Below are 25603 nucleotides of genomic sequence, written 5' to 3' on the forward strand. Positions count from 1 at the left end.
GGGACTGCAGATGGGGAGTCGGAGTGGGGGAAGAGGAGGGGTGGGGTGAGGGGTGGGGGGTAGGGGATGGGGTGAGGGATGGGCGGGTTACGGCGTTAACACATGGTGGGGCCTAGGCTTTTGTTGTGGTTACCAAGGTTGGTTGGCGGCGGCAGGTTGGGCGGGACGGTGGGTTGCCGTTGTTCCGTGCGGCCGGGATTCCGGTGTTGCTTGCGCCCTCTTGGTGGCTTGGGTCGGCGGCGATCGTGGTGCTTTATGCGCCGTTGGTGGGGCGGATCGCGCCGGGGACCGGTGGGGTGACCGGGGTGTTGCTGGCGGCCACGTTCGCGGTTTTTCTGGGGTTGTCGGTGTTGGCCCACGAGCTCGGGCACAGTCTGGTCGCGTTGCGGTTGGGGTTGCCGGTGCGGCGGCTTCGGCTGTTCCTGCTCGGTGGGGTGTCCGAGGTGATGCGCACGCCCGGCAAGCCCTCTCACGAAGGGGCGATCGCGGCGGCCGGGCCGATTGTGTCGATCTTCCTGGCCGGGGCGTTCGCGTTGGGCGCCATGGCGATCCCGCAGCCGGACGCGGTGTGGCTGTTGATCGCGCAGACCGCGTTCGCCAATGCCGCCGTGGCGGTGTTCAACCTGTTGCCCGGCCTGCCGCTGGACGGCGGGCGGATACTGCGGGCCGGGGTGTGGGCGGTCACGGGGCGGCGTTCGGCGGGCACCAAGGCCGCTGTGGTCGGTGGCGGGATCGTGGCCGCGTTGTTGGTCGTGTGGGCGGTCTGGGGTCTGTTGGAGGGCAGCGAGGACCGCTGGCTCAGGTTCGCCGTGTGCCTGCTGACCGCGTGGTTCGTGGTGGCGGGCGCGCGGGGTGAGCTGGCCGCCGACCGCAAGCGTTCCTGGCCGGACGGGCTCACGTTGCGCGAGCTGGTCCGGCCGGTGCTCCAGTTGCCCGCCGAGAGTCCCGTGTCGGGCGCGTTGACGGCCTCCGCCGGGCGTGGCGTGGTGCTGGTGCGGGCGGACGGGGTCGCGGCGGGGCTGTTGGACCGGGGCATGGCGCAGCGGTTGGCGTCCACGTCGCCGCACGCTCCCGCCGAGCAGGCGGCCGTGCCGATCCTGCCGGAGACGGTGCTGCTGGAGAGCGAGACCGGCGACGAGGTCGTCGAACGCGTCCAGGGCACCGCCGCCTGGGAGTACCTGGTGGTCGACCTGGAGGGACGGCCCGCCGGCGTGCTGCGCCGGGAGGACCTCAAGGCCGCGCTGGACCGTCGCTGAGCAGACCGGCGTCCTGCGCCAGGATCGCCGCCTGCACCCGTGACCGCAGGTCCAGCTTGGTCAGCACGCGCGACACGTGCGTCTTCACGGTCGTCTCGCCGATGTGCAGCTTCCGCCCGATCTGGTGATTCGACAGCCCCTCGCCGAGGCACCGCAACACCTCGACCTCGCGGTCGGTCAACGCGTCCAGCGCCGGCGGGCGGGCTCGTGGCGCGGCGGACGCGAACTCGCGCATCAGCCGCCGCGTCACGCTCGGCGCGAGCACCCCGTCGCCCGCCGCGACCTGCCGCACGGCCTCCACCAGGGCCGGCGCCTCCACCGACTTGAGCAGGAACCCCGCCGCACCCGCCCGCAGCGCGCCGTGCACGTACTCGTCCAGGTCGAACGTCGTCAACACCAGCACCTCGCACACGCCGACGAGCTGCCGCGTCGCCTCGATGCCGTCCGTGCCGGGCATCCGGATGTCCATCAGCACCACGTCCGGCCGCAGCTCGCGGGCCATCCGCACGGCCGCCGCGCCGTCCGCCGCCTCGCCCACCACCTCGATGCCCTCCGCGCCGCCCAGGATCATCACCAGACCCGCCCGGATCGCCGCGTGGTCGTCGGCCACCAGCACCGTGGTCACAGCGGCAGCTCCGCCCGCACCAGCCAGTCGCCGCCCTGCCGGCCCGCGGAGAACGTCCCGCCGACCGCGTGCGCTCGTTCCGCCATGCTCACCAACCCCGTCCCCGATCCCGCCGCCGTCTCGCGCGCCACGTTCCGCACGACCACCACCAGCCGTCTGACCTGCCGTTCCACCCGCACCGACGCCGATGAGCCGTGCTTCAACGCGTTCGTCAGCGCCTCCTGGAGGATCCGGTACGCCGCGAGGTCCACCGCGACCGGCAGCCCGTCCACGTCGTCCATGGCGAACCGCACCTCCAGCCCGCCCGCCCGCGCCGAGTCGACCAGCCGGCCGGCGTCGGCGAGCCGCACCGTCACCGGCTCGTCCACCGGTTCGTCCGCCCGCAGCACGTCGATCATCGTGCGCATCTCCGCCAGCGACCGCACGCTGTTCTCCCGCACGGACTTCAGCACCGTCCGCACGGTCTCGGAGTCGGCGGGCATGGACAGCACCGCCTCCGACTGGATCGCGATGGCCGACAGGTGCCCGGCGATCACGTCGTGCAGGTCACGGGCCATCCGGTTGCGTTCCGCGTCCACCGCCGCCCGCCGGTCCAGCTCCGCGATCCGGGCCACCTGCTCGGCGCTCTCGCGGTGCTGGCGGATGTTCGTCGCCCACCACACCGGCACGCAGACCAGCGAGAACATCTGCAGCCCGGCGTAGAGCGACTCCCGCCAGTCGCCGAGCACCGCCACGGTCAGCGTCAGGCCGAGCGTGGCGACCGCGACGACACCGATCAGCGTGCGGTGCAGCCGGCGCGGGCCGTCCAGGGACACCACGAACAGCACATCGATGAACACCATGATCACCGGCAGGCTGAGTCCGCGCGTCAGGTCCATCACCCCGGCCGCCGTCGCCAGGACCAGGGCGATCATCGGGGCGCTGCGGCGGAGCATCGTCCCCACGCACGCCACCGCGAGGATGACCAGGCGCGTCCCGATGGCCGTCGGCCGGTCGTCTCCGCCGAACACCAGGTCCAGCCTGAGCTGGTAGATCAGCATCCCGACGGCGAAGAAGCCGACCGCGATCAGCACCTCGCGGCTCTTCGGGCGGATCCTCACCCCCGAATCACAGCACACGGCTGTCGCGTGGGTCGTCCTACGAAGTGATGACGCCCGGTCGATCCGCCCGCCGACGCGCCGCACGCGCTCCGACCAGCAGTCTTGGGTCGTGGGTGAACCGTTGGTTGTGATCATCGTGGCGTGTGAGATCGGCTTCTGGGTCGTGTTGGGCGCGGGGTTGTTCGCCCGGTACGTGCTGCGGATGCCGAAGGCGGGCGCGGTGCTCCTGGTGTGCACGCCGCTGGTGGACGTGGTGCTGCTGGTGGCGACCGTCTTCGACTTGCGGTCGGGGGGTGAGGCGAAGACGGCGCACGGGCTCGCGGCGATCTACCTCGGGGTCAGCATCGCGTTCGGCCACAGCATGCTGCGCTGGGCCGACCAGCGGTTCGCCCACCGCTTCGCCGGAGGTCCGCCGCCGGTGAAGCCGCCCAAGCACGGCCTCGCGCGGGTGCGCCACGAGTGGCGTGAATGGGGCAAGTTCGTGGTCGCCTGGGGGATCGCCTGCGCCGTGATGCTGCTGCTCATGTACGTCGTGAGCACGCCTGAACGCACTCAGGTGCTGTGGGGGCAGATGTCGACGTTGAGCGTCGTCGGCTTGATCTGGCTGGTCGGCTGGCCCGTCTACTACTCCGCCAAGGAGGCGGCCGGGCACGTCACCGGGAAGGGGGAGAGGGATGCGTGAGGTCCTGGGGATCATCATGCTGGTGCCGCAGGGGCTGGTGCCGCTCGTGCTGATGGCGCTGGACGTGGACAGCAAGAGCTGGTTCGTCGTGATGCACCTGCCGCCGTGGGCGCAGCTACCCGCCGCGCTCGGGTTCACGGTCGTCGGCGCGGTGCTGACGGTGTCCGGTATCCGCGCGGAACGAGGCCGCTGAGCTGCGCCGCCGAGCCTTCTGCGACCATCGTGCGCTGTTGTCCGCACGCTTGTCCAGGAGGTTCGCCGCGGTGAGCACCGCCAGTGGTCCGTTCCAGCCCGGAGACCGGGTGCAGTTGACCGACCCGAAGGGACGGCACTACACGATCGTGCTCGAACCGGGCAAGGAGTACCACACCCATCGCGGCGCCCTGTCGCACGACAACCTGATCGGCCTGCCCGAGGGCTCCGTGATCACGTCCGTCGGGGGCACGTCGTTCCTCGCGCTGCGGCCCCTGCTGTCGGACTACGTGCTGTCCATGCCGCGCGGCGCGCAGGTGATCTACCCCAAGGACGCGGCGCAGATCGTGATGTACGGCGACGTGTTCCCCGGCGCGCGGGTCCTGGAGGCCGGCGCAGGCTCGGGCGCGCTGACCTGCTCGCTGCTGCGCGCGGTGGGGGAGAAGGGCAGCGTCACGTCCTACGAGGTCCGCCAGGACCACGCCGACCACGCGATCCGCAACGTCGAGCAGTTCTTCGGCGACCGTCCCGGCAACTGGTCGCTCACGGTCGGTGACGTGTCCGACCACGAGGGCGAGGTCGACCGGGTGATCCTGGACATGCTCTCGCCGTGGGACGTGCTGCCGGCCGTGGCCCGCAGCCTCATCCCCGGCGGCGTGCTGGTGGTCTACGTGGCCACCACCACGCAGCTTTCGAAGGTCACCGAGGCGATCCGGGAGCAGCAGCACTGGACCGAGCCGCACGCGTGGGAGACCCTCGTGCGCCCGTGGCACGTGGTGGGCCTGGCAGTGCGCCCGGAGCACCGGATGATCGGGCACACCGCGTTCCTGCTGACCACCCGCCGGCTCGCGGACGGCGTGACGCCACCCCGGCCGCAACGCCGCCCGTCCAAGGGCTGAACACGGCCTGACCAGCACAAACGGCCCGTGCCACCTATCGCACGGGCCGTTTGTCGACGTTCTGGGACTACTTCTTCTTCTCGCAGGCGACCCAGCCGTCATCGGTCTTGATGAAGGGGATGTTGTCGGTCTTCTCGCCCGCCATCATCTCCTTGAACTCGTCCGGGACGCCCTCCAGCTTGATCGTGATGTTGGCCTCGGCGTTCGTCGCGTCCTTCTCTTCGACGCTGTTCACCGTGACGACGAGCTTGATGTTCTTCGCCGCCTCCTGCATCTGCTTGGCCTTCTCCTTGGCCGCCGGCGGCAGGCCTTCGAGGTTCTTCTCGATCTCCTTGCCGATCGAGTCGGGGTCGAAGGCCTTCTTCAGGTCGTCGATCTCCTTCTGGTCGTCGGCGCAGGTCAGCGACCGCAGCTTGTCGTAGTCCTTGCTCGACATGGCCGCCGCGAAGCTGTCCGCCGCGTCCTTCGCCGTGCCGTTGCCGCCACCGAGGGTGAGCAGGAGGACCACGACCACGCCGATCACCAGGACACCGCCACCCGCCAGGATCCAGGGCAGGGGGCTCTTCTTGCGCGGCGCGCCGTAGGGATCACCGAAACCACCCGGTTGGCCGTAACCGGGCTGGGCGAACTGGCCGGGCGGCCCGTACGGCTGCTGGCCGGGGCCCGGCTGACCCGGCTGACCCGGCTGGCCGGGCGGCGGGAAACCACCGGGCGGCGGGCCGTAGCCGGGCTGCTGCTGCCCACCCTGTGGGAAACCCTGGGGCGGCGGCGGGAATCCGCCGGGCTGCTGGCCGGGCCCCGGTTGCGGGCCGAATTGGCCTGGTTGCTGGCCATACGGACCCGGCTGCTGACCGTAGGGGCCCGGCTGCTGCGGCGGGACGGACATCACGTTCTCCTAGAACTTTCCGCTGGTGGCAGTGGAGACTGCCCGGAACACGCAGGTGGGACTTCGTACTGGGACGCACGGTAGCGGGTGGGAGGTTCCGTCAGGCACCGATATGGAGCAGTCCGTCCCGCCGAGCGGGGGGAATGTGTGATCACACGACCCCCGGGAACCCACGGGATGGCCGCTTTTGTCGGTGATCGCCGGTACCGTTGTCGTACGAACACGGGAGGAGGGTGCCGACATGCAGCACGGTCATCCCGGCAGCCAGCCCGACGAGGGTGGCGAGCTGAACAAGGGCAACAACTCTGGTGAGCTGGCAGCGCAGATCAGGTTCCTGGAGGACGAGATCGCGTTGCTGCGCCGCAAGTTGACGGAATCCCCACGACACGTCCGCCTGCTGGAGCAAAGGTTGGCGGAGGCGACGGAGCGCGTCAGCCAACTTACCGAGCGCAACACGAAGCTCATCGACACCCTTCGAGAAGCACGGAGCCAACTGCTCGCGCTGCGCGAGGAAGTGGACCGCCTGGCCCAGCCACCCAGCGGGTACGGCGTGTTCCTGGCGCGGTTCGAGGACGGCACGGTGGACGTGTTCACCTCCGGCCGTCGGATGCGGGTCTCGGTGTCGCCCGCGGTCGAGACGCCGTCGCTGGTCCTGGGCCAGTCGGTGCGGCTGAACGAGGCGCTCACGGTCGTCGAGGGCGGCGACTTCGAGCGCACCGGCGAGGTCTGCACGCTGCGCGAGGTCCTGGAGTCCCAGGAGGACACCTCGATCGGACGCGCGCTGGTCGTCGGCCACGCCGACGAGGAGCGCGTCGTGTGGCTCGCGCAGCCGCTGATGGACGCGCCGCTCAAGGCGGGCGACTCGCTGCTGGTCGACTCGAAGGCGGGCTTCGCCTACGAGCGGGTGCCGAAGGCCGAGGTCGAGGACCTCGTGCTGGAGGAGGTCCCGGACGTCAAGTACGAGGACATCGGCGGCCTGGGCAGGCAGATCGAGCAGATCCGCGACGCGGTGGAGCTGCCGTTCCTGCACGCCGACCTGTTCCGCGAATACAAGCTGCGCCCGCCCAAGGGCGTGCTGCTGTACGGCCCTCCCGGCTGTGGCAAGACCCTCATCGCGAAGGCGGTGGCCAACTCCCTGGCCAAGCAGGTCGCGTCCGCGCGTGGCGACGACCACCGCGAGGCCAAGAGCTACTTCCTCAACATCAAGGGCCCCGAGCTGCTCAACAAGTTCGTCGGCGAGACCGAGCGGCACATCCGGCTGATCTTCCAGCGGGCGCGCGAGAAGGCGTCCGAGGGCACCCCGGTGATCGTGTTCTTCGACGAGATGGACTCGATCTTCCGCACCCGCGGCAGCGGCGTGTCGTCGGACGTGGAGACCACGATCGTCCCCCAGCTCCTCAGCGAGATCGACGGCGTCGAGGGCTTGGAGAACGTGATCGTGATCGGCGCGTCCAACCGGGAGGACATGATCGACCCGGCGATCCTCCGGCCGGGCCGGCTGGACGTGAAGATCAAGATCGAGCGCCCGGACGCCGAGGGCGCGAAGGACATCTTCAACAAGTACCTCACCCCGGACCTGCCGATCCACGCGGACGACCTGGCGGAGTTCGGCGGCGACCCGGCGGCCTGCATCGACGGCATGGTGCAGCACACCGTCGAGCGCATGTACGAGGAGTCGGAGGAGAACCGCTTCCTGGAGGTCACCTACGCCAACGGTGACAAGGAAGTCCTGTACTTCCGGGACTTCAACTCGGGCGCGATGATCCAGAACATCGTGGACCGGGCCAAGAAGGCGGCCATCAAGAGCCTGCTGGACACCAAGCAGCCGGGTCTGTCGGTGAGGCACCTGCTCGACGCGATCGTGGACGAGTTCGCGGAGAACGAGGACCTGCCGAACACGACGAACCCGGACGACTGGGCCCGCATCTCCGGCAAGAAGGGCGAACGGATCGTCTACATCCGCACCCTGGTCACCGGCAAGAACCAGGAGTCGGGCCGAGCCATCGACACCGCGACCAACACCGGCCAGTACCTCTAGCCGGCAGCGCACTCCCGGAAGCCCCGTCCACCACAGGTGGGCGGGGCTTTTGGCCCGGCTGACGGGGCGGAACTGCTGGTCAGGACACGGGTGGCACGGCGGCCCGCCCGTCCAGCCGGTCGAGTCGGCCGGTTTCGAGGTGGGTGATGTCGCCGCCGGTGTCCAAGGCGGCGTCGAGCAGCACCGCCAGTGAAGTGCCGTGGACCGGGACGTCGGCGGGGTCGTCCACCAGCCGGAAGTCGCGGCTGAAGGCGTTCGGGCTCGCGTTCTCGACCTCCTCGACGCGGCACACGACCCAGTGGGTTTCCCTCGTGTCGTAGTCGACGGCCGCGCAGACGCTCCGGCCGTCGGCGAGGTCGATGACCGTCACGAGTGTCCGGTCGCCGAAGCCACGCCTCACCTCGTGGCGGTCGTCCACCGGCCGTAGCCGCCAGGCGCCGTCGAACAGGGTCGCGGAGCCGATCCGGCGGTAGACCGCGATGAGATCGGCGCACGCGTCGTCCAGGAGCGAGTCCTGCGGTGCGGTGGTTTGGTGGTCGCGCACGATCCGGTCGATCACGTCGTCGATCTCGACCGCGGCCGGCGCGAGGTGCCAGCTTGCGACCGGCCGCAGCGCCCCGTCGGCGTCCTGGGTGACACCGACCAGGCCGGCGTGCAGGGCGACCACCCGGTTGTCCCCGTCGACCTGGTCGGTGACGTTGACGATCACCCGCGACAGCGTGGCCGGCACGGCGTCGCCGCGTATCCCGGGACCGTCGTAGGGCCTGCCGTCGAGGGTCAGGTCGCGTGGCTCCCCGATCGGCAGCTCCAGCAGCGGATTCGGCGTGTCGACCACCCCGGCGCCGGTCAGGTAGGGGTAGAGCCGCGCGGCCCAGCCGGTGATCACCTCGCCGCCGTAGGCGTCCACCGGGTTGTAGATGCGCTGCCAGAACGCGGTGTCCACGTCGCCGGCCGCGGCGCGGACGAACTGGTCGGCGATCGGCGCCAGCGAGCGGCACCAGGCTTCCAGGCCGAAACCGGCGATCACGTCCACCCGGTCACGGATCTTCCGCCAGTCCTGCACCGTGCCGGTCACCGTGATCGACGGGATGCCGCAGACGCACTCCAACCACAGCGAGAAGTACGGCGAGTACGCGTCGAGCAGCACGATCCGTCCTGCGGTCCGCTCGACGTCGGTGCTGGTGGAGAAGTCGCACCCGAACACCTCGGTGCTGCCGATCCCGGCGGCGAGCTGCCGGTCGAACGACGCCACGACGTGCCGCCACGACTCCGCGTCCCGCGGCATCGGGCCGCCGACCGCCACGACGAGCCGTTCGCGTCCGGCATGGCGGACCAACCTCGGACGCAGCTCCTCGGCGTGCAGGCGGACGTGCTGGGCAACGCCCTGCGCGATGGTCAACCACACCGCGTCCGGGGACAGCACGAGGGGACGATGGTCGGCGAACGCCCGTGCGACGGCACCGAGCAGCGGGTGAACGCCGTCCGGGGCGAGGACCGGCAGGGTCGGGTCGCCACCGACGGCCAACGCGTCCGCGAACAGCTCACCGAGCGGTTGGGTGGGCAGTTTCCCGGCGGCAGCCACGACATCGTCGACCTGGAAGGTCACCATGGCCAGACCCTAACGCCGGCGACGCCCGCCGACCTGACAGCGGTCCGGGGACCAAGTCACGAACCGGGCGTGACCAGCCCCGACTCGTACGCCGCGATCACCAGTTGCGCCCGGTCACGGGCCTGGAGCTTGTGCAGCAACCGCCCGATGTGGGTCTTCACCGTCCCCACCGACAGGTGCAGCTCCTGCGTGATCTCCGTGTTCGACAGCCCTCGGGCGATCAACCCGAGCACCTCCCGCTCTCGCTCGGTGACGCCCTCCAGCAGGCCCCGGACCTCCCGCCGCTCCGGCGTCCGCGAGAACTCCGCGATCAACCTCCGCGTCACCGACGGCGAGAGCAACCCGTCGCCTCCCGCCACGACGCGGATGGCGGCCAACAGCTCCGCGGGCGGCGTGTCCTTCACCAGGAACCCGCTGGCCCCGGCCCGCAACGCCGAGTAGACGTACTCGTCCAGGTCGAACGTGGTCAGGATCAACACCCGGGCCGCCGAGAACGAAGCGATCTGCCGGGTGGCCTCGATCCCGTCCATCCCCGGCATCCGGACGTCCATCAACACCACGTCGGGCGATGTGCGGCGCACCGCGGACACCGCCGACGCGCCGTCACCGGCCTCGCCCACGACCCGCAGGTCCGGCGCCGAGTCCACCAGCACCTGGAAACTCCCCCGCAGCAGGGCCTGGTCGTCCACGACCACCACGTCGATCATGCGAACGGCACCTCGGCCGACACCCGGAACCCGCCGCCGGCCGCCGGCCCGGCCGAGAACGTCCCCCCGTACACCGCCACCCGCTCCCTCATCCCGATCAACCCGTGCCCACCGCCACCGGCCAGCACCCGCTCACCGGGCCCATCATCGGTCACCGAGATCCGCACCGACGACTCGCCTACCTCCACCGACACCGCACACCGGGCGGGCGCGGCGTGCTTGACGACGTTCGTCACGGATTCCTGCACGATCCGGAACACCGTCAACCCCACCCCGTCGGGCAACGGGCCGCCGGTCACCGACAACGTCACCGGAACCCCGGCCAGCGAAGCCCGCTCCACCAATCCCGGCAGGTCGGCCAACCCCGGCATCGGCGCCAGCTCCACCGCCGAGTCCTCCGACCGCAGCACACCCAGCAGCCGCCGCATCTCCACCAGCGTGCTCCGACTGGTGGTCTCGATGACCTGCAACGCCTCCTGGGCCTGCTCGGGCTGCGTGGCGGCCACGTGGTTCGCGATCCCGGCCTTCACGGTGATCAGCGACAGGCTGTGGGCGACCACGTCGTGCAACTCGCGGGCGATTCGCAACCGCTCGTCGGCCACCGCCCGTGCGGCCTGCTCGGCCGCTGCCCGCTCCGTGTACATCCGCCGCACCCGGGTGGACCGGCCCAACGCCCAGGTCCCGCTCAACAGGATCACCACGACCACGGCCAACCCGATGTCATCCGGCCAAGGCTCGCCGACGAGGATCGCGATCACGGCCGTGACCAGGGAGAAGATCAACGCCGGTACGGAGCGCCGACGGGACAGCGTCGACGCCACCATGAACATCGCGAACGCCGAAGGCCCGTAAGGCTCCTTGGTGATGTGCGCAATGGTGGCGATGTTCTGCACGGTCACCACGACGAGGAGCGCCGCCAGCGGCCACTTCCGCCGGGCCGCGAGCGGCAGGCCCACCAGCACCGCCAGCACCTGTCCCAGCCACTGCGGGACCGCGATCTGTCCGGCGCTCTCCTGCACGAGCCCGGAGTACACGAGCGCCACCACCACGCCCGCGAGCACGTCGAGCACGTACAGGTACGCGGTGGGCAGCCACCGGGCGAAACGCGATCTCACGACCAGACCGTAGCCGGCCCGCCGGGATACGCCATCGGACCGTGGTCCGATCCGCATCGAAGACCGTCGTCCGATCCCCGGAAACCCCGGGTCGACCACTCTCGTCACCGTGATCGAAGTACGCGAGCTGACCAAGCGGTACGGGACGGCCAGAGCCGTCGACGGCCTGAGTTTCGACGTCAAACCCGGCTACGTGGCGGGCTTCCTCGGCCCCAACGGCGCGGGCAAGTCCACCACGATGCGCGCCATCCTCGGCCTCGACCGCCCTACCAGCGGCGAGGCGCTGGTCAACGGCCGCCGTTACGCCGAGATCGAGAAGCCGATGCACCACGTCGGCGCGCTGCTGGACGCGGGCGCGGTGCACGGCGGGCGCAGCGCCTACGACCACCTGCACGTGCTGGCCCGCAGCAACGGCATCGGCTCCCGACGGGTCGTCCACACCCTCGAACAGGTCGGTCTCGCGGGCGTGGCGCGCCGCCGGGTGGGCACGCTCTCGCTGGGTATGAAGCAGCGCCTGGGCGTCGCGGCGGCGCTGCTGGGCGACCCCGGCGTGCTGCTGTTCGACGAGCCGGTGAACGGCCTGGACCCCGAAGGCATCCGCTGGATCCGACACCTCATGCGCGACCTGGCCGCCGAGGGCCGCACCGTGCTGGTGTCCAGCCACCTGATGAGCGAGATGGCGCTCACCGCCGACCGGGTGGTCGTCATCGGGCGGGGCAAGCTGATCCTCGAAGCGTCCATGCAGGAGCTGAGCGACCGGTTCCAACGGGACGTGCTGGTGCGGACGGCCGGTCAGGCCGAACTGGCCCGAGCCCTCGAACGGCTCGGCGCCACGGTCCGCCACGAGGACGGGGCGCTCTCCGTGCACGGGCTCACCGCCCACGACATCGGCGAACTCGCGGCACACGAGCACATCCCGCTGCACGAGCTGACCCCGCGCAGCGCGTCCCTGGAGGACGCCTACCTGGAGCTGACCGACGACAGCGTGGAGTACCGGACCGAGAGGACCGACCGATGACCGACGTGCTCGCCTCGGAGTTCCTCAAGCTCCGCACCGTCCGCTCCACCACCTACCTCCTGCTGTCCCTCGTCGTCACGCTGGCGGGCGGCGCGCTGGTGTCCTACCTGATGACCGCCGACTACGACGTGCAGCCGCCCGACGTGCAGGCGCACTTCGGGGCCGCCGATCCGGGTGTGATGGTGGTGCCGTTCGGCCAGTTCGTGCTCGGCGTGCTGGGCGCGCTGGCGGTCACCTCGGAGTACGGCAGCGGCATGATCCGCACCGCCCTCGTCTCGGTGCCGAAGCGGAAGTCGTTGCTGCTGGCCAAGACCGCCGTCGTCGGAGGGGTGTCGGCGGTCGTGGGCGCGGTCCTCGCGCTGCTGGCGTACCTGGTCGGCGAGCTGATCACGGGTGACCGCCCGAAGCCGATCTCGGCGTACGACTCGCTGTCCGACGCATGGCCCACGCTGCTCGCCAACACGGCGTCGCTGGTCCTGCTGGGACTGTTCGGCCTGGGGCTCGGCTTCCTGCTCCGCTCCACGGCGGGCGCGCTGGTCACGTTGTGCGGCTTGCTGTTCGTGATTCCGGGCATCTCGCTGCTGCTGCCGTCCCCGTGGGACGACCGGGTCTACTCGGTGATGCTGCCGGTGCTCGCGCCGCAGCTCTCGGGGGAGCTGCCGAACCCGCCGCTGACGCCGTTGGCGGCCGGCGTGGCGATGATCTGCTACCTCGTCGTGGCGCTGGGCGGGGGTCTGGTGGCGTTGCTGCGCCGTGACGCCTGAGTGTCTTGACGGACGCGGAGCGTGGTCGTTAAGGTCCGGAGATAGTAAGTAAACTTTCCTGACTAATACCGCCGCCTCGATCGAGAGGAGAACGCCGCATGGCAAGACTCCGGATCGCGCTGGCCTTGGCGGCCACGCTCGTGCTTCCCGGTGTCGTGGTGGGCACGGCGCAGGCCGCGCCCACCACGGCCGCCGCGCTCCCGCCCGGCTCGCCGGCAGCGGTCAACGGCCAACTCCGGGTGTGCGGTGTGAAGCTGTGCAACCAGCACGGCAAGCCGATCCAGCTCCGCGGCATGAGCACGCACGGCATCCAGTGGTACTCCCAGTGCGTCAAGTCGGCGTCCCTCGACGCGCTGGCCCACGACTGGAAGGCCGACGTGCTGCGCATCTCGATGTACATCCAGGAAGGCGGGTACGAGACCAACCCGCGCAAGTTCACCGACCTGGTGCACGGCTACATCGAGGAAGCGACCAAGCGCGGCATGTACGCCCTGGTCGACTGGCACCAGCTCAACCCCGGCGACCCCAACCACAACACCTCGCGCGCCAAGACCTTCTTCAAAGAGATCGCCAACCGGCACAAGAACAAGACCAACATCATCTATGACATCGCCAACGAGCCCAACAAAGTGTCCTGGTCGCGCGTGAAGTCCTACGCCGAGCAGGTCATCCCGGTCATCCGCGCCGAGGACTCGGACAGCCTGGTGCTGGTCGGCACGCACGGCTGGTCCACCTTCGGGCACTCCGACGGCAAGGACCCGCAGGAAGTGGTCAGGAACAAGGTGGCCGCGCAGAACGTCATGTACACCTTCCACTTCTACGCGGCCGAGCACGGCAGTGACTACCTGAACGTGCTGTCGAAGGTCTCCGACCAGGTGCCGGTTTTCGTCACCGAGTTCGGCACCCAGAAGGCGGACGGCGACCAGGGGAACGACTTCACCCAGTCGCAGAAGTACATCGATCTGATGAACGCGAAGAAAATCAGTTGGGTCAACTGGAACTTCTCGGACGACGAGCGCTCCGGCGCGGTGTTCAAGCCCGGCACGTGCGCCGGCAACTCGTTCACCGGCACCGGCAGGCTCAAGCCCGCCGGCGTGTGGGTCCGCGACCGCATCCGCACCGCCGACGACTTCCCGACGAGCTGATCCGAGGTGACACGGACCGGCGGCCACCGCAGGTCGCCGGTTACCGTGTCGGATGTGCCCGATTTCGCTCTAGGCCTCGCCGCGCTCGGTCGTCCCGCCTACATCAACCTGGGGCGCGAACTCGCGCTGCCCGCCCACCGCGACGTCGACGCCATGCGCGCGGCGTGCCACGCGGTGCTGGACGCGGCCTACGAGGCGGGCGTGCGGCGGGTGGACGCGGCCCGGTCCTACGGGCGGGCGGAGGAATTCCTGGCGCAATGGCTGGCCGAACGCGGGCACCGGGACGTGCGGGTGTCCAGCAAGTGGGGCTACGAGTACGTGGCCGACTGGCGGCCCGACGCGAAGACCCACGAAGTCAAGGAGCACTCGCTCGCCCGGTTCACCCGGCAGTGGGCGGAGACCGAAGGCCTGCTCGGCAACCACCTCGAGCTGTACCAGGTGCACTCGCTGACCGACGACAGCCCGCTGTTCGGCGACCTCGAACTGCTCGCCGCGCTCGGTCGGCTGCGCGATTCCGGCGTGCGGTTGGGTTTCTCCACGTCCGGTCCGCGCCAGGCCGACACCGTGCGGCGCGCGTTGGACCTGGAGATGGAAGGGCGCCGCCTGTTCGAAGTCGTGCAGTCCACCTGGAACGTCCTGGAACCCTCCGTCGGACCCACCCTGGCCTGGGCGCACGAGACCGGCGCGGAGGTGTTCGTCAAGGAGGGCATGGCCAACGGCCGCCTCGCCGTCGACCCGCCGCGGGAGGTGCGCGACCTGGCGGCGAAGCACGACGTCGGGCCGGACGCGATCGCGCTGGCCGCCGTGCGCGCCCAACCGTGGGCGGACGTCGTGCTGTCCGGCGCGGCCGGCGTCGACCAGCTATGCGCCAACCTGAAGGCCCGCGAGGTCGACCTCGCGCCCGACGAACTCGACCTCGCCGAGGAACCCGGGGAGTACTGGGCTACTCGGGCTTCGCTGGCCTGGGACTGAGCCGCACCGACCCCGAGTCCAGGTCGATCGCGCCGCGCGGGGGAGCGCCGTCCTCCTCCTCGTCGCGCATCATCAGCTCGGTCCGCCGCTGGTCCAGCTCCAGCATCTTGCTGCCGTAGAGGATCATGGTGAACTCGTCCATGCCCGCCTGGGTGACCACCGAGTGGCCCTTGCGGCGGCGGACCCACCGCCAGACCCGCTCGCCCGCCGCCAGGCCGAACAGCAGCACGGCGAGGCCGGGGATCGACATCGCGAAGATCATGCCCACGAGAACCACTCCCGGATCAGTGCCCGACCGTCCGGTACCACCGGCCACTCGGGGTCTTCCGCTTTTGCCCGGACCTCGGCCTCGGCCATCCACCCGCCCCACGCGACTTCCTCGGGTTGGAGGGTGAACGGGCCGTCGCTGCGCACCTCGTAAACGTGCGCGACGTAGCGGATGGTTCCGTCCACGAACGGCGTCTTGAAACAGAATTCCGGCCTGGCCGAGACGCCCAGCTCCTCGGCCAGTTCCCGCACGGCGCACTCGTCCGGCGTCTCGCCCGCCGCGACCACGCCGCCGCACGTCGGGTCGTACAGGCCGGGGTAGACGTCCTTGGTGTCTGTGCGGCGGTGCACGAACAGCCGCCCGCCGTCCCGCGACCGCACCACGATCGCGGCGCACGCGTGCCACAGGCCCTCGGCCCGCATCCGCTCCCGCGTCGCCGACCCGGCCGGCGTGCCGTCCGGGGTAACCACCAGCACGTGCTCCAAAGATCCTCCCCAAGTCGTACCCGTCAGTGATACCTCGGGGCGACGCCCGCCGACGACCACGATTCCTAACGTCGTGACCGTTCGCGTCACGAGGAGGAGTTGTGCCCACATCCCTGCGGCTCGCGCTGGCCGAGTTCCGCAACAGGCCCGGCCGCGCCGTGTTGCCCGGGGTCGCGCTGGTGGTCGGCGTCGCCTGCCTGCTGGCCGCCCTGATGATGAGCGACGCCATGGTCCAGGCGACCCGCGACGGCACACCCGTCGCGCCGTCCGGCGCGGACCTCGTGGTCCGGACGGCGCCGCGGGCCGACGCGACGCTGGACCAGGCGGTGGCCGACCGGGTCGCCGCGGTCGACGGGGTGCGGGAGGTCGTGCCGGTCCGCCGGATCGAGGCCGACCTGCTGCTCGACGGCGGCCGGGCGGGCGAGCGGCGCGCCACCGCCGACATCGAGGTGGACCGCGACGGGCTGCGCCGGGTGCCGATCCTGGAGGGCCGCTCACCCGGCCGCGACGGGGAGATCGCGGTCGACCGGGTGACCGCCTACCAGCACCGGCTCAGCCCCGGCGGCTCGGTGCGGATCGCCGACGCCGCGGGCCGGCCGCTCGACGTGGTGGTCCGGGGGATCACCAAGCGGGGCGGCATGGGCGAGGAGCCCGCGATCGTGATCGGCGAGGGCCTGGCGGCCAAGCTCGGCGGCACGCCGGTCCACCTCGCGCTGAACGTCATCGGCGGTGACCGGGCGGCCGTCGCGCAGGCTGCGGGCGAGGGTTTCCGGGTCGGCACCCCGGCGGAGGTGAACGCCGAACCCGTCAACGACGACTTCGCCGTGGTGCTGCTGCCGTTCAGCATCCTGGCGCTGGCCACGTCGGTGTTCGTGGCGTCGGCGACGTTCCGCGCCGTGTACGCGCAGCGCCAGCGCCACACCGCCCTGCTGCGCTGCCTCGGTGCCCATCGCGGGCCGCTGGTGTGGGCGAACCTGCTCGAAGCCCTGCTGACCGGCGCGGTCGCGGGCGCGGTCGGCTCGGTGTTCGGCGGCACGGTGGCGTGGCTGCTGGCCAGGCTGTTCGACACGACCGGGCTGTCCGCGATCTTCGGCGCCGTCGAGCTGAGCCCGCCGCTGCTGCCTAGCACCGGACACCTGCTCGTGGGCGTGGCGGTGGCCGCCGTGCTCAGCGCGGTCGCCGCCGTGCGGCCGTCACTGGCCGCCGCCCGGATCTCGCCGCTCGCGGCGCTGCGCACGTCGGAAGGGTCGACGCCGGACGCCTCGGTGGTGCGCCGCCGGCGGGTCTTCGGCCTGGTCCTGGTGGGCGCGGCGGCCGGCATGGCGCTGCTGGGCGTGCTCGCCAAGGGCTCGATCCTGGCGATCTTCCTGATCCTGTTCTCCGGCATCGCCGCCGTCGCGGGCCTGTTCGGCGTGCTCGGGCCGGTCGTGGTGCCCGCGCTGGGCCGGATCTTCGGCTCGGTCGCGAGCCGGTTCGGCGGCGCGCAGTGGAAGCTGGCCTCGGCCGAGGTGCGACGGGTGCCGCAGCGGTCCGCGTCGGTGGCGATGCCGCTGCTGCTGGCCGCCGCGATGATCACCTACTTCGCCGTCACGGTCGGCTCCGCGCAGCGCCTGGAGGACGAGTTCAGCAACGAGCCCCGGCCCGACGCGGTGATCTCCGACGCGGGCGGCCGGGCGCTCGACGCGGGCGTCGCCGCGGCCGGCAACCGGCCTGAGGTCGCGGGCAGCGTCGTCATGCACACCGCGCGCGGTGTGCATGACGACGCGTTCGGCGAGGGCGGGTTCCCGATGACCGTCGCGGGCGTGGACGCGGACCGGATGCGGGCGTGGCTGGCCGCGGAGCAGGTCGAACGGGCGGACTTCCGGCCGGGGACCGTGCTGCTGGAGGAGTACACCGCGCGGAACCTCGACGCGGTCGTCGGACAGCCCGTCACCCTGGACGGCCTGCCCGGCGGGCCGCGCACGGCGACGTTCGTCGGGACGGTGCCCGACACGCTGGTGGACAACGCCGACGCGGTCCTCGCCGACACGTCCCTCGCGCCCGCGTCGAAGATCCTGGTCGCGTTCAAGCCGGGCGTGGACCCCGCCGCGTTCCAGCACGGCGTGCGGTCCTCGCTGGGCGAGTCGCCGACCGTGCTGGTGCAGACCAGGGCGGACGCGAATGCGCACAGCCAGCGCCAGCTCGACCTGGGAATCCTGATGCTGATGGTGCTGCTGGGGCTCTCGGTGGCGGTCGCCGTGACCGGTATCGGCACCGCGCTGACCATCTCGGTGCAGGAACGCCGCAAGGAGATGGCGCTGCGCCGGGCACTCGGCGTGACCAGGGGCGGCCTGCAAGGCGGCGTGATGGCCGAAGCGGTGCTCCTCGCGCTGGTCGGCGTGCTGGGCGGCGGGTTGTTCGGCCTGCTGTACGCCGAGCTGACGCTGCTGGCGTTCGGGGTGTACGCGCTGCCCACCGCGTCCCTGGTCCCGCTGCTGGTGGGCGGGGCGGGTGTGGTCGCGCTGGCGGTGCTCGCGGCCTTCGGGCCGGCCCGCGGCGCGTCCCGCATCCGGCCCGCCGCGGGACTGGCCGCAGGGTGAAACGTGACCCCGGTCCCGACGGAATGTCGGTGGCACGCCGTAGGCTGCGAGCTATGCGGCGGATCATGGGAACCGAAGTCGAGTACGGCATCGCGGTGCCGGGTGACGCGACGGCAAACCCGGTGCTCACCTCGACACAGGTGGTGCTCGCCTACGCGGCTGCCGCCGACATACCGCGGGCCCGGCGCGCACGCTGGGACTACGAGGTCGAGTCGCCGCTGCGCGACGCGCGCGGCTTCGACCTCGGCGCGCCCGGCGGGCACCCCGGCGACAGCGACGTCGAGGACCTGGGCGCGGCCAACGTCATCCTCACCAACGGCGCGCGCCTGTACGTCGACCACGCGCACCCGGAGTACTCCGCGCCCGAGGTCACCAACGCGCGCGACGCGGTGATCTGGGACAAGGCGGGGGAGCGGGTGATGGAGGAGGCGGCCATGCGCGCCGCCACCGTCCCCGGCCAGCCCCGGCTCCAGCTCTACAAGAACAACGTGGACGGCAAGGGCGCCAGCTACGGCACCCACGAGAACTACCTGATGCAACGCAGCACCCCGTTCACGGCGGTGATCGCGGGCCTGACGCCGTTCTTCACGTCGCGGCAGGTCATGGTGGGCTCCGGGCGGGTCGGCATCGGCGCGTCCGGCGAGGAGGCGGGCTTCCAGCTCTCCCAGCGCTCGGACTACATCGAGGTCGAGGTCGGCCTGGAGACCACGCTCAAGCGCGGCATCATCAACACCCGCGACGAGCCGCACGCCGACGCCGACAAGTACCGCCGGCTGCACGTGATCATCGGCGACGCGAACCTCGCCGAGTACTCCACGTACCTCAAGGTCGGCACCACCTCGCTGGTGCTGGACATGATCGAGGCCGGCCGCCGGTTCGACGACCTGCGGCTGCTCGACCCGGTGCGGGCCGTGCACCAGATCAGCCACGACCCGACCCTGAAGACCCGCGTGGAGCTGGCCGGCGGGCGCAAGTTCACCGGCCTGGACCTCCAGTTCGCCTACTTCGAGCGCGCCTCGGAGTTCGTCGAGCAGGAGGGCGCCGGGGACCGCGACGTGCTGCGGGTCTGGGGCGAGGTGCTGGACGCGCTGGCCCGCGACCCGGAGGAGTGCGCCGACCGGCTCGACTGGCCCGCCAAGCTGCGCCTGCTGGAGGGCTACCGCGCCCGGGACGGCCTGGCCTGGGGCTCGCCCCGGCTGCACCTGGTCGACCTCCAGTACTCCGACGTGCGGCTGGACAAGGGCCTGTACAACCGGCTGGTAGCCCGCGGCTCGATGAAGCGGCTGGTCAGCGAGGACGAGGTGCGCGCGGCCGTGCTCGCGCCGCCGGAGGACACCCGCGCCTACTTCCGGGGCCGGTGCCTGGAGCGCTACCCCACCTCGGTGGCGGCGGCGTCGTGGGACTCGGTGATCTTCGACCTGGGCCGCGAATCCCTCGTCCGGATCCCCACCCTGGAGCCGCTGCGCGGCACGAAAGCCCACGTCGGAGCGCTCCTGGAGGCGTCCGACACGGCCGAGCAACTGGTGGAGGCGCTCACCAGGGGCTGATCAAGTCCACGCGAGTGGCAGGCACCAAATGTCCGACCCGGTGGGTAATGTTGGACGCGAGGGCCGGAGAAGCGGGAGGTCGACATGTCCCAGGAACAGGTCCAGCGGCAAGGCGGCGGTGACGGCGACGAAGGCGGCGACGGCGCGGCCGGCGCCGGTCAGGAGCGTCGGGAGAAGCTCGGCGAGGACGTGGACGCCATCCTCGACGAGATCGACGACGTGCTGGAGGAGAACGCCGAGGACTTCGTCCGCGCGTACGTGCAAAAGGGCGGCGAGTAGCAGCCACTGGCGGAGTAGGAGAAAAGCACACCTATGGACCACAGCTCGACCGGGCACTACCCGGCCGCGTCGCTGCCCCCGGCCTATCTGCGGCCGGGGTCGTCGTCGTTCACCGATTTCCTGCGCGCCCAGGCCCCTGAGCTGCTGCCCTCCGCGCGGCAGTACCCCGAGGGCTCGGTCGTGCAGGCCCCGCACGGCACCACCGTCGTGGCGCTGACGTTCAAGGGCGGCGTGGTACTCGCGGGCGACCGGCGGGCGACCATGGGCAACGTGATCGCCCAGCGCGACATGAAGAAGGTCTTCATCACCGACGACTACTCGGCGGTGGGCATCGCGGGCACGGCGGGCATCGCGATCGAGATCGTCCGGCTGTTCGCCGTCGAGCTGCGGCACTACGAGAAGATCGAGGGCGTCTCGCTGTCCCTGGACGGCAAGGCGAACCGGCTCTCCGCGATGATCAAGGGCAACCTGGACGCGGCGCTCGCGGGCCTGGCCGTGGTGCCCCTGTTCGCGGGTTTCGACACCGACGCCGCCGACCCGGACCGGGCCGGCCGCATCGTGTCCTACGACGTGACCGGCGGCCGGTACGAGGAGTCGCTCGGCTACCAGGCCGTCGGCTCGGGCTCGCTGTTCGCGAAGTCGGCGCTGAAGAAGCTCTACGACCCGGACGCCGACGCCGAGGCGGCCACCCGCGCCGCGGTCGAGGCGCTGTACGACGCGGCGGACGACGACACGGGCACCGGCGGTCCGGACATCGCCCGGAAGATCTACCCCGTCATCGTGACCATCACGGCCGCCGCCGGCGCGGCGCACCTGCCCGAGGAGCAGGTCGCCGCGGTGGCCGAGGCCGTCGTCGAAGCCCGCCGGTCCAGCCCGACCGGCTGAGCCCCTGCCCCCACCCGCCGACTCCAGGAGCCGCACCAGTGACGATGCCGTTGTACGCCTCACCCGAGCAGATCCTCCGGGACCGTTCGGAGTACGCCAGGAAGGGCATCGCCCGAGGCCGCAGCGTCGTCGTGCTGCGCTACGCCGACGGCGTGCTGTTCGTGGCGGAGAACCCCTCCGCGACCCTGCACAAGGTCTCGGAGATCTACGACCGCATCGGCTTCGCCGCCGTCGGCCGGTACAGCGAGTTCGAGAACCTCAGGCAGGCGGGCATCCGCTTCGCCGACATCCGGGGCTACCAGAACGACCCGCGCGACGTGACGGGGCGTTCCCTGGCCAACGTGTACGCGCAGACACTGGGCTCGGTGTTCAGCGAGCAGATCAAGCCGCTGGAGGTCGAGATCTGCGTCGCCGAGGTCGGCAGCGCGCCCGAGCAGGACACCCTGTACCGGCTGACCTACGACGGCTCCATCGTGGAGGAGCCGCAGTACGTCGTGATGGGCGGGCAGGCGGAGGCGACCGGCAACGCCCTGAAGGACGCGTACACCGAGAACCTGCCGCTGGCCGACGCGGTGCGGGTCGCGGTGAAGGCGCTCAGCGCCGGCAGCACCAGCACCGGCAACGGCAAGCCGGACCTGCTGGACCAGCCGAAGCTGGAGGTGGCGGTGCTGGAACGCGACCGCCCGCGCCGGGCGTTCCGCCGCATCGCCGGCGCCGCCCTGACGCCACTGCTGTCACCCGAGGCCCCCGCCGACACCCCGACCGACACCCCGGCCGAGGCCGCCGCCGACACCCCGCCCGCGACCGGAACCCCGCCCGCGCCCGCGAAGGGTGGCGGGAGGAAGAAGCCGGTGACGGATGTGAACCTGCCGCCGAAGGACGACGAGAAGTAACGCGCCGCGGCGCACGCCGAACGACGAGTAGCGCGACTGGCGGGCGGCGATGCCCGCCGGCTACGACAAGCGATGTGACGGCGAGCGGTGACGTACGTCGAGTGAACGGCCCCCGGCTGTCGAGCCGGGGGCCTTCGTCGTTTCGGGCCTTCGTCGTTTCGGCGCGGTCCGCGTTTCGGCGCGGCCCGCCCGGCCGCCGGTTCAGAGGAAGATCTTGACTAGCTGGTCGCGTCCCTCGGGATCGCGCAGCAGCACCTTGTTGCCCGCACGCAGCTCGGCGTCGATGAACTCGTAGATCAGCAGCGCCCGGTTCACCAGGTCGACCTTCTTCAGCCCGGTGCGCTCCTGGAGCTTGCCCAGCGCCTCCACCGCTTCGGCGATGAGCGCGACGTTGACGCGGTCCACCACCGCAGGCCGTTCCGCGGCCCGCTCGACCGACGACATGTGCGCACCTTCCTTCCCGTACTCGCCCCCGCAACACTCATCTTCCCAGATCGATTGCGGAACAGCCACATTTCCGGTGGTGAAAATGTGGTCGAAGGGTTGCTTCGGTGTGTGGATCAGCTAGACTGAGGCCGCTCGCTCACGCGGGTGCTCCTCAACCGCCTGTGAAAGGGGAGGCTGCCGGCTATCCCGGGGGACTTGCCGGCCGTCGTACTGATCAGGTGGTTTCTCCAGCTTGTCGCGTCCGCCGTGGCCGCGCCTGTCTGGAGAGGAAAGGGCACTTCAGCATGAGTGCCGCAACGCCGGACCCGGACCAGTCCGAGTCCGACAACAGCGCGGGCTGGGGCGACCCGACCCGCGAAGCGCGGATGCGCGTGGAGAAGTCGGGTCTCAAGGTTGAAGTGGCCGTGCCCTCCAGCCAAGCGCCTCGGCTGCTCGCCACGGCCGTCCACGTGGTGGTGATGATCGGAGTGGTGCTGTGCCCGGCCCTCACGCTGCGGGTCATCCCTCCGGACTTCCCGACGTGGGCGACGGTGGCGGTGATCGCCGGTCAGATCGGCCTGCTCGGGCTGGTCGCCTTGGTCGTGCGGCGTCCCACCGGGTCCGCTGAGGGAACACGACGGTAGAGGTGCGGACGGGGGCACTCGGGTGAGTGCCCCCTCGGGCCGCGACCCGTCGAGCTCCGGGTGACGGACGCGACCGTCGAACCCGTCTCCGTTAGGTGCGACGGTGGAAAGTCCGGCGGTCCTCGCAGACCTGCGCACCTCAGACGAGCGCGTCGCGCTCGGGCGCTGTTGGTGATCACAAGTCCCGGGACCAGGTCTCCTCGACCACGTCCTTGCCCCACTTGCGCGTCGGCGTCGCCGCCACCGGTTCGAACCCGACCCGCTTGTAGATGCCGCGCGCCACTTCGACCTCGGACACCGTCTCCAGCGTCATCCGCCGGTAGCCGACCCGGCCCGCGAACCGGACGCACTCCTCGACCAGGCGCTTCCCGATGCCGAGACCGCGCGCGGAAGGCTCGACCAGCAGCAGGCGGAGCTGCGCGGTGTGCTCGTCGGCGTTGACGCAGAAGATCGACCCGACCGGCTCGCCGTCGACCTCCGCGATCCACGCCGCCTCGCGCTCGGGGTCGTGGTGCTCGCCGTACTCGGCGACCACCCGGGCGACCAGCGCTTCGAACGTCTCGTCGTAGCCGTACTCCTCGGCGTACCGGACGCCGTGCCGGTGGACGACCCAGCCCAGGTCACCGGGCCGCAGGGGACGCAGGAGGTAGGCGCGCGGCGTGTCCGAGAGGATCCGCCGGATCGTGCCCATCGCCGCGACCAGGGTCGCGCGGTCCGACTCGGGCACCCGGTCGAGCAGGGCGCCGATCTCCGCGTTCGACCGGACGTCCAGGTCCGCGAGCACGGCCCGGCCCGCGTCGGTCAGCTCGACGACGTGCCGCCGGGCGTCGGTGGCCGACGGCGTGCGCGTGATCAGCCCCTCCCGCTCGAACCGGCCGAGGATGCGGCTCAGGTAGCCCGCGTCGAGGCCGAGCGCGCCCTTGACGTCCACCGTGCCCGCCATCAGCTCGAACAGCACCCTGACCTCGGTCAACGAGTAGGGGGAGCGGAGGTAGGCGCTGTCCAGCACGCCGATGACACCGGTGTAGAAGCGGTTGAACGCCCGGACGTCCGCGACCGTCATTGTTGACTCCCTCAACTGATCCGTTGACTGAGTCAACCATATCGCTAGGGCCGGTAGACACCCAGGGCCGCCGGGCGGGAGCGGAACTCGAAGACCGACCCCGTGGGGCCCACCTCTCCGTCGGTGGCGATGGCCACCGCCGCGTCCTGCACCTTCACGTCCAGCCAGCGCGTCTCCAGGTGCCGGTAGGTACGGCTGCGGTGCAGCGAGCCGAGCAGAGCCCCGAGGAAGAACCTGGCCCGCGAGAACCGCGTGTCGGCGCGGATGTACCGGACGTCCATCAGGCCCGCGTCCAGCGCCGGGCGCATGGTCGGCGCGAAGCCCTTCGGCCGGTACGGCCCGTTGCCCACGAACAGCATCCAGACCAGGTGCGGCTCGCCGTTCAGCTCCACGCGCAGCGGCCGGGACGTCCGGAGCACCTCGGCCAGCGCGATCGCCGCCGCCGGCCACTTGCCCCACCGGTCCTGGAGCTTCTCGCGCAGCCGCACCATGTCGGGGTAGCCCCCGAGCGACGCCGTGTTGACGAACCAGCGCGGACCCTCGCCGTCCACGGTCACCGCCGCCAGGTCGACCAGCGCGCCGTCACCGGCCGCGACCGCACGTGCCGCGTCCGCCAGCCCGGTCACGCCGACATCGCGCGCGAAGTGGTTCAGCGTCCCCGCCGGGACCAGCACCAACGGCAGCCGGTGGGCCGCCGCCACGGCCGCGACGGCCGCCACCGTGCCGTCGCCGCCCGCCACGCCCAGCGCTCGCGGAGCGTAGTCGGCGACCGCGGTGTCGAGCTCCTCGATCGTCACGATCCGGGCCTTGGGCCACTCGCGGCCGATCTCCTCGGTCGGGTCGCCGCCCAGCCCCGAGTTCGGGTTCACCACGACGACCAGGCCCTCGCCGTCGACCAGGGCCTCCAGGCTCGTGTGCTCGCGGGCGGACGCCGCCTCGTCGCGGCCGATCGGCCACCAACGCCTGGTCAGCAGGCCCGCGCCGACCCCGATCAGGGCACCCGCCGCCACGTCCGACGGCCAGTGCACGCCGGTGTGCACGCGGGAGTACGCCACGGCCGCCGCGACCGGGGCCACGACCGCCGCCAGCGCGGGCGACTCCATCGCCACCGCCGTGGTGAACGCCGCCGCCGACGCTGCGTGCCCGGACGGGAACGACGACGAGGTGGGCCGCTTCGTCAGCCTGCGGTGCACCGCCAGCAGCTCGGCGGCCGGCCGCCGGCGCGGGAACAGCCGCTTGGCCACCAGGCTCGCGCTCGCGCTGGCGCCCGCGATGGCCGCCACGCCGCGCAGCGCCGAACGGCGGGGTCTGCCCTTGCGCAGGGCCAGCACGGCGGCCAGCCCCAGCCACAACACGCTGTGGTTGGCGGCCTTGGACAAACTTTTCATCCCCCGGTCGAGGGAGGTCACGGGCAGCCGCCCGGATCGCTTCATCAGGGCCTGGTCCAGGCTGTTCACTCGTCGGAGCACACCCGAACGTTATCCGCGAAATCCGCGCGCCGCCCGATTGGATCACTGAGGAAAGCA

The 25603-nt window shown here is 71.1% G+C and carries 26 protein-coding genes; 15 read left to right on the forward strand and 11 right to left on the reverse strand.

The genetic code is table 11. The features are described 5' to 3' along the window. Nucleotides 1-125 precede the first annotated feature (125 nt). On the forward strand, nucleotides 126-1256 hold the full coding sequence (locus tag ACQPZF_RS18380; protein WP_433273186.1) for a site-2 protease family protein: 1131 nt from the start codon (nucleotides 126-128) through the stop codon (nucleotides 1254-1256). On the opposite strand, the gene ACQPZF_RS18385 is transcribed toward ACQPZF_RS18380, so the two are convergent. Beyond that, a complete protein-coding gene (locus tag ACQPZF_RS18385; protein ID WP_433273188.1) occupies nucleotides 1231-1881 on the reverse strand; it encodes a response regulator in 651 nt (216 codons plus the stop codon). The genes ACQPZF_RS18380 and ACQPZF_RS18385 overlap by 26 nt on opposite strands. After that, the gene (locus ACQPZF_RS18390) at nucleotides 1878-2981 is read right to left on the reverse strand and encodes a sensor histidine kinase (RefSeq protein WP_433273190.1); all 1104 of its coding nucleotides are present in this window, start codon (nucleotides 2979-2981) and stop codon (nucleotides 1878-1880) included. The genes ACQPZF_RS18385 and ACQPZF_RS18390 overlap by 4 nt, the downstream gene beginning before the upstream one ends. A gap of 109 nt (nucleotides 2982-3090) precedes the next feature. Here ACQPZF_RS18390 and ACQPZF_RS18395 point away from each other — a divergent pair, with 109 nt between their 5' ends. From ACQPZF_RS18395 to ACQPZF_RS18405, 3 genes are all read left to right on the forward strand, one after another. Continuing rightward, nucleotides 3091-3663 carry a hypothetical protein gene (locus ACQPZF_RS18395; protein WP_433273192.1) on the forward strand — a complete coding sequence of 191 codons (573 nt, stop codon included), beginning with the start codon at nucleotides 3091-3093 and terminating at the stop codon, nucleotides 3661-3663. Beyond that, nucleotides 3656-3856, forward strand: a complete 201-nt coding sequence (locus tag ACQPZF_RS18400) for a hypothetical protein (RefSeq protein ID WP_433273194.1) — start codon at nucleotides 3656-3658, stop codon at nucleotides 3854-3856. Before ACQPZF_RS18395 ends, ACQPZF_RS18400 begins: the two co-directional genes overlap by 8 nt. A gap of 70 nt (nucleotides 3857-3926) precedes the next feature. Then, on the forward strand, nucleotides 3927-4754 hold the full coding sequence (locus ACQPZF_RS18405) for a tRNA (adenine-N1)-methyltransferase (RefSeq protein ID WP_433273195.1): 828 nt from the start codon (nucleotides 3927-3929) through the stop codon (nucleotides 4752-4754). A gap of 67 nt (nucleotides 4755-4821) precedes the next feature. On the opposite strand, the gene ACQPZF_RS18410 is transcribed toward ACQPZF_RS18405, so the two are convergent. After that, nucleotides 4822-5640, reverse strand: a complete 819-nt coding sequence (locus ACQPZF_RS18410) for a hypothetical protein (RefSeq protein WP_433273197.1) — start codon at nucleotides 5638-5640, stop codon at nucleotides 4822-4824. A gap of 241 nt (nucleotides 5641-5881) precedes the next feature. Here ACQPZF_RS18410 and arc point away from each other — a divergent pair, with 241 nt between their 5' ends. Beyond that, on the forward strand, nucleotides 5882-7678 hold the full coding sequence (gene arc / locus ACQPZF_RS18415; protein WP_433273199.1) for a proteasome ATPase: 1797 nt from the start codon (nucleotides 5882-5884) through the stop codon (nucleotides 7676-7678). A 79-nt stretch (nucleotides 7679-7757) separates the two neighbouring features. Here the strand turns inward: arc and ACQPZF_RS18420 are convergent, their stop codons facing one another. From ACQPZF_RS18420 to ACQPZF_RS18430, 3 genes are read right to left on the reverse strand one after another with little or no spacing between them, the layout of a single operon-like run. After that, nucleotides 7758-9287, reverse strand: coding sequence for a DUF4419 domain-containing protein (locus ACQPZF_RS18420; RefSeq protein WP_433273200.1), 1530 nt, complete (start codon nucleotides 9285-9287; stop codon nucleotides 7758-7760). A 56-nt stretch (nucleotides 9288-9343) separates the two neighbouring features. Next, nucleotides 9344-9994, reverse strand: coding sequence for a response regulator (locus ACQPZF_RS18425; protein ID WP_433273202.1), 651 nt, complete (start codon nucleotides 9992-9994; stop codon nucleotides 9344-9346). Beyond that, on the reverse strand, nucleotides 9991-11109 hold the full coding sequence (locus tag ACQPZF_RS18430; RefSeq protein ID WP_433273204.1) for a sensor histidine kinase: 1119 nt from the start codon (nucleotides 11107-11109) through the stop codon (nucleotides 9991-9993). Before ACQPZF_RS18430 ends, ACQPZF_RS18425 begins: the two co-directional genes overlap by 4 nt. Nucleotides 11110-11218: 109 nt before the next feature. On the opposite strand from ACQPZF_RS18430, the gene ACQPZF_RS18435 reads away from it, so the two are divergent. The 4 genes from ACQPZF_RS18435 (at nucleotide 11219) to ACQPZF_RS18450 (ending at nucleotide 15008) form a co-directional block, all read left to right on the forward strand. Next, the gene (locus tag ACQPZF_RS18435; RefSeq protein WP_433273206.1) at nucleotides 11219-12127 is read left to right on the forward strand and encodes an ABC transporter ATP-binding protein; all 909 of its coding nucleotides are present in this window, start codon (nucleotides 11219-11221) and stop codon (nucleotides 12125-12127) included. Continuing rightward, entirely contained in the window at nucleotides 12124-12891 is a 768-nt protein-coding gene (locus ACQPZF_RS18440; protein ID WP_433273208.1) for an ABC transporter permease, read from the forward strand. The genes ACQPZF_RS18435 and ACQPZF_RS18440 overlap by 4 nt, the downstream gene beginning before the upstream one ends. A gap of 98 nt (nucleotides 12892-12989) precedes the next feature. Then, nucleotides 12990-14036 carry a glycoside hydrolase family 5 protein gene (locus ACQPZF_RS18445; protein ID WP_433273210.1) on the forward strand — a complete coding sequence of 349 codons (1047 nt, stop codon included), beginning with the start codon at nucleotides 12990-12992 and terminating at the stop codon, nucleotides 14034-14036. A gap of 54 nt (nucleotides 14037-14090) precedes the next feature. Next, complete coding sequence (locus tag ACQPZF_RS18450; protein WP_433273212.1) at nucleotides 14091-15008, forward strand: aldo/keto reductase; 918 nt, start codon at nucleotides 14091-14093, stop codon at nucleotides 15006-15008. On the opposite strand, the gene ACQPZF_RS18455 is transcribed toward ACQPZF_RS18450, so the two are convergent. Together ACQPZF_RS18455 and ACQPZF_RS18460 are read right to left on the reverse strand one after the other, a co-directional pair. Continuing rightward, on the reverse strand, nucleotides 14980-15258 hold the full coding sequence (locus ACQPZF_RS18455; RefSeq protein ID WP_433273214.1) for a DUF6191 domain-containing protein: 279 nt from the start codon (nucleotides 15256-15258) through the stop codon (nucleotides 14980-14982). The two genes, ACQPZF_RS18450 and ACQPZF_RS18455, sit on opposite strands and share 29 nt — an antisense overlap. Before the next feature lie 8 nt (nucleotides 15259-15266). Then, nucleotides 15267-15761 (reverse strand): NUDIX hydrolase, encoded by a 495-nt coding sequence (locus ACQPZF_RS18460; protein ID WP_433273216.1) that lies wholly within the window; start codon nucleotides 15759-15761, stop codon nucleotides 15267-15269. Between the two features lie 101 nt (nucleotides 15762-15862). On the opposite strand from ACQPZF_RS18460, the gene ACQPZF_RS18465 reads away from it, so the two are divergent. The 5 genes from ACQPZF_RS18465 (at nucleotide 15863) to prcA (ending at nucleotide 21944) form a co-directional block, all read left to right on the forward strand. Continuing rightward, nucleotides 15863-18340, forward strand: coding sequence for an FtsX-like permease family protein (locus ACQPZF_RS18465; protein ID WP_433273218.1), 2478 nt, complete (start codon nucleotides 15863-15865; stop codon nucleotides 18338-18340). A 53-nt stretch (nucleotides 18341-18393) separates the two neighbouring features. Then, nucleotides 18394-19887 carry a depupylase/deamidase Dop gene (gene dop / locus ACQPZF_RS18470; RefSeq protein ID WP_433273220.1) on the forward strand — a complete coding sequence of 498 codons (1494 nt, stop codon included), beginning with the start codon at nucleotides 18394-18396 and terminating at the stop codon, nucleotides 19885-19887. An 84-nt stretch (nucleotides 19888-19971) separates the two neighbouring features. Next, nucleotides 19972-20166, forward strand: a complete 195-nt coding sequence (locus ACQPZF_RS18475) for a ubiquitin-like protein Pup (protein ID WP_433273222.1) — start codon at nucleotides 19972-19974, stop codon at nucleotides 20164-20166. A 33-nt stretch (nucleotides 20167-20199) separates the two neighbouring features. Continuing rightward, a complete protein-coding gene (gene prcB, locus ACQPZF_RS18480) occupies nucleotides 20200-21051 on the forward strand; it encodes a proteasome subunit beta (RefSeq protein ID WP_433273224.1) in 852 nt (283 codons plus the stop codon). 38 nt (nucleotides 21052-21089) lie between these two features. After that, on the forward strand, nucleotides 21090-21944 hold the full coding sequence (prcA, locus tag ACQPZF_RS18485; RefSeq protein WP_433273226.1) for a proteasome subunit alpha: 855 nt from the start codon (nucleotides 21090-21092) through the stop codon (nucleotides 21942-21944). Between the two features lie 201 nt (nucleotides 21945-22145). Here prcA and ACQPZF_RS18490 read toward each other — a convergent pair whose 3' ends face one another. Continuing rightward, a complete protein-coding gene (locus ACQPZF_RS18490) occupies nucleotides 22146-22388 on the reverse strand; it encodes a hypothetical protein (RefSeq protein ID WP_433273228.1) in 243 nt (80 codons plus the stop codon). A gap of 287 nt (nucleotides 22389-22675) precedes the next feature. Here ACQPZF_RS18490 and ACQPZF_RS18495 point away from each other — a divergent pair, with 287 nt between their 5' ends. After that, nucleotides 22676-23014 (forward strand): hypothetical protein, encoded by a 339-nt coding sequence (locus ACQPZF_RS18495; RefSeq protein ID WP_433273230.1) that lies wholly within the window; start codon nucleotides 22676-22678, stop codon nucleotides 23012-23014. Nucleotides 23015-23189: 175 nt separating this feature from the next. Here the strand turns inward: ACQPZF_RS18495 and ACQPZF_RS18500 are convergent, their stop codons facing one another. Both ACQPZF_RS18500 and ACQPZF_RS18505 read right to left on the reverse strand, forming a co-directional pair. After that, nucleotides 23190-24077, reverse strand: coding sequence for a bifunctional helix-turn-helix transcriptional regulator/GNAT family N-acetyltransferase (locus ACQPZF_RS18500; RefSeq protein ID WP_433273232.1), 888 nt, complete (start codon nucleotides 24075-24077; stop codon nucleotides 23190-23192). Nucleotides 24078-24121: 44 nt separating this feature from the next. Next, a complete protein-coding gene (locus ACQPZF_RS18505; protein WP_433273234.1) occupies nucleotides 24122-25546 on the reverse strand; it encodes a bifunctional phosphatase PAP2/diacylglycerol kinase family protein in 1425 nt (474 codons plus the stop codon). Between the last annotated feature and the right edge of the window lie 57 nt (nucleotides 25547-25603).

Origin of the sequence: Actinosynnema sp. CS-041913, from assembly GCF_050942485.1 — a bacterium.
In the GTDB taxonomy this organism is placed as follows: Bacteria; Actinomycetota; Actinomycetes; order Mycobacteriales; family Pseudonocardiaceae; genus Actinosynnema.

Excerpts from the sequence above, each read along its gene's own strand:
- ACQPZF_RS18425 (WP_433273202.1), bottom strand. The coding sequence starts at position 9,994 with ATGATCGACGTGGTGGTCGTGGACGACCAGGCCCTGCTGCGGGGGAGT.
- ACQPZF_RS18490 (WP_433273228.1), bottom strand. The coding sequence starts at position 22,388 with ATGTCGTCGGTCGAGCGGGCCGCGGAACGGCCTGCGGTGGTGGACCGC.
- ACQPZF_RS18400 (WP_433273194.1), top strand. The coding sequence starts at position 3,656 with ATGCGTGAGGTCCTGGGGATCATCATGCTGGTGCCGCAGGGGCTGGTG.
- ACQPZF_RS18455 (WP_433273214.1), bottom strand. The coding sequence starts at position 15,258 with ATGTCGATCCCCGGCCTCGCCGTGCTGCTGTTCGGCCTGGCGGCGGGC.
- ACQPZF_RS18500 (WP_433273232.1), bottom strand. The coding sequence starts at position 24,077 with ATGACGGTCGCGGACGTCCGGGCGTTCAACCGCTTCTACACCGGTGTC.
- ACQPZF_RS18420 (WP_433273200.1), bottom strand. The coding sequence starts at position 9,287 with ATGGTGACCTTCCAGGTCGACGATGTCGTGGCTGCCGCCGGGAAACTG.
- ACQPZF_RS18475 (WP_433273222.1), top strand. The coding sequence starts at position 19,972 with ATGTCCCAGGAACAGGTCCAGCGGCAAGGCGGCGGTGACGGCGACGAA.
- ACQPZF_RS18410 (WP_433273197.1), bottom strand. The coding sequence starts at position 5,640 with ATGTCCGTCCCGCCGCAGCAGCCGGGCCCCTACGGTCAGCAGCCGGGT.
- ACQPZF_RS18445 (WP_433273210.1), top strand. The coding sequence starts at position 12,990 with ATGGCAAGACTCCGGATCGCGCTGGCCTTGGCGGCCACGCTCGTGCTT.
- dop (WP_433273220.1), top strand. The coding sequence starts at position 18,394 with ATGCGGCGGATCATGGGAACCGAAGTCGAGTACGGCATCGCGGTGCCG.
- ACQPZF_RS18495 (WP_433273230.1), top strand. The coding sequence starts at position 22,676 with ATGAGTGCCGCAACGCCGGACCCGGACCAGTCCGAGTCCGACAACAGC.
- prcB (WP_433273224.1), top strand. The coding sequence starts at position 20,200 with ATGGACCACAGCTCGACCGGGCACTACCCGGCCGCGTCGCTGCCCCCG.
- ACQPZF_RS18440 (WP_433273208.1), top strand. The coding sequence starts at position 12,124 with ATGACCGACGTGCTCGCCTCGGAGTTCCTCAAGCTCCGCACCGTCCGC.
- arc (WP_433273199.1), top strand. The coding sequence starts at position 5,882 with ATGCAGCACGGTCATCCCGGCAGCCAGCCCGACGAGGGTGGCGAGCTG.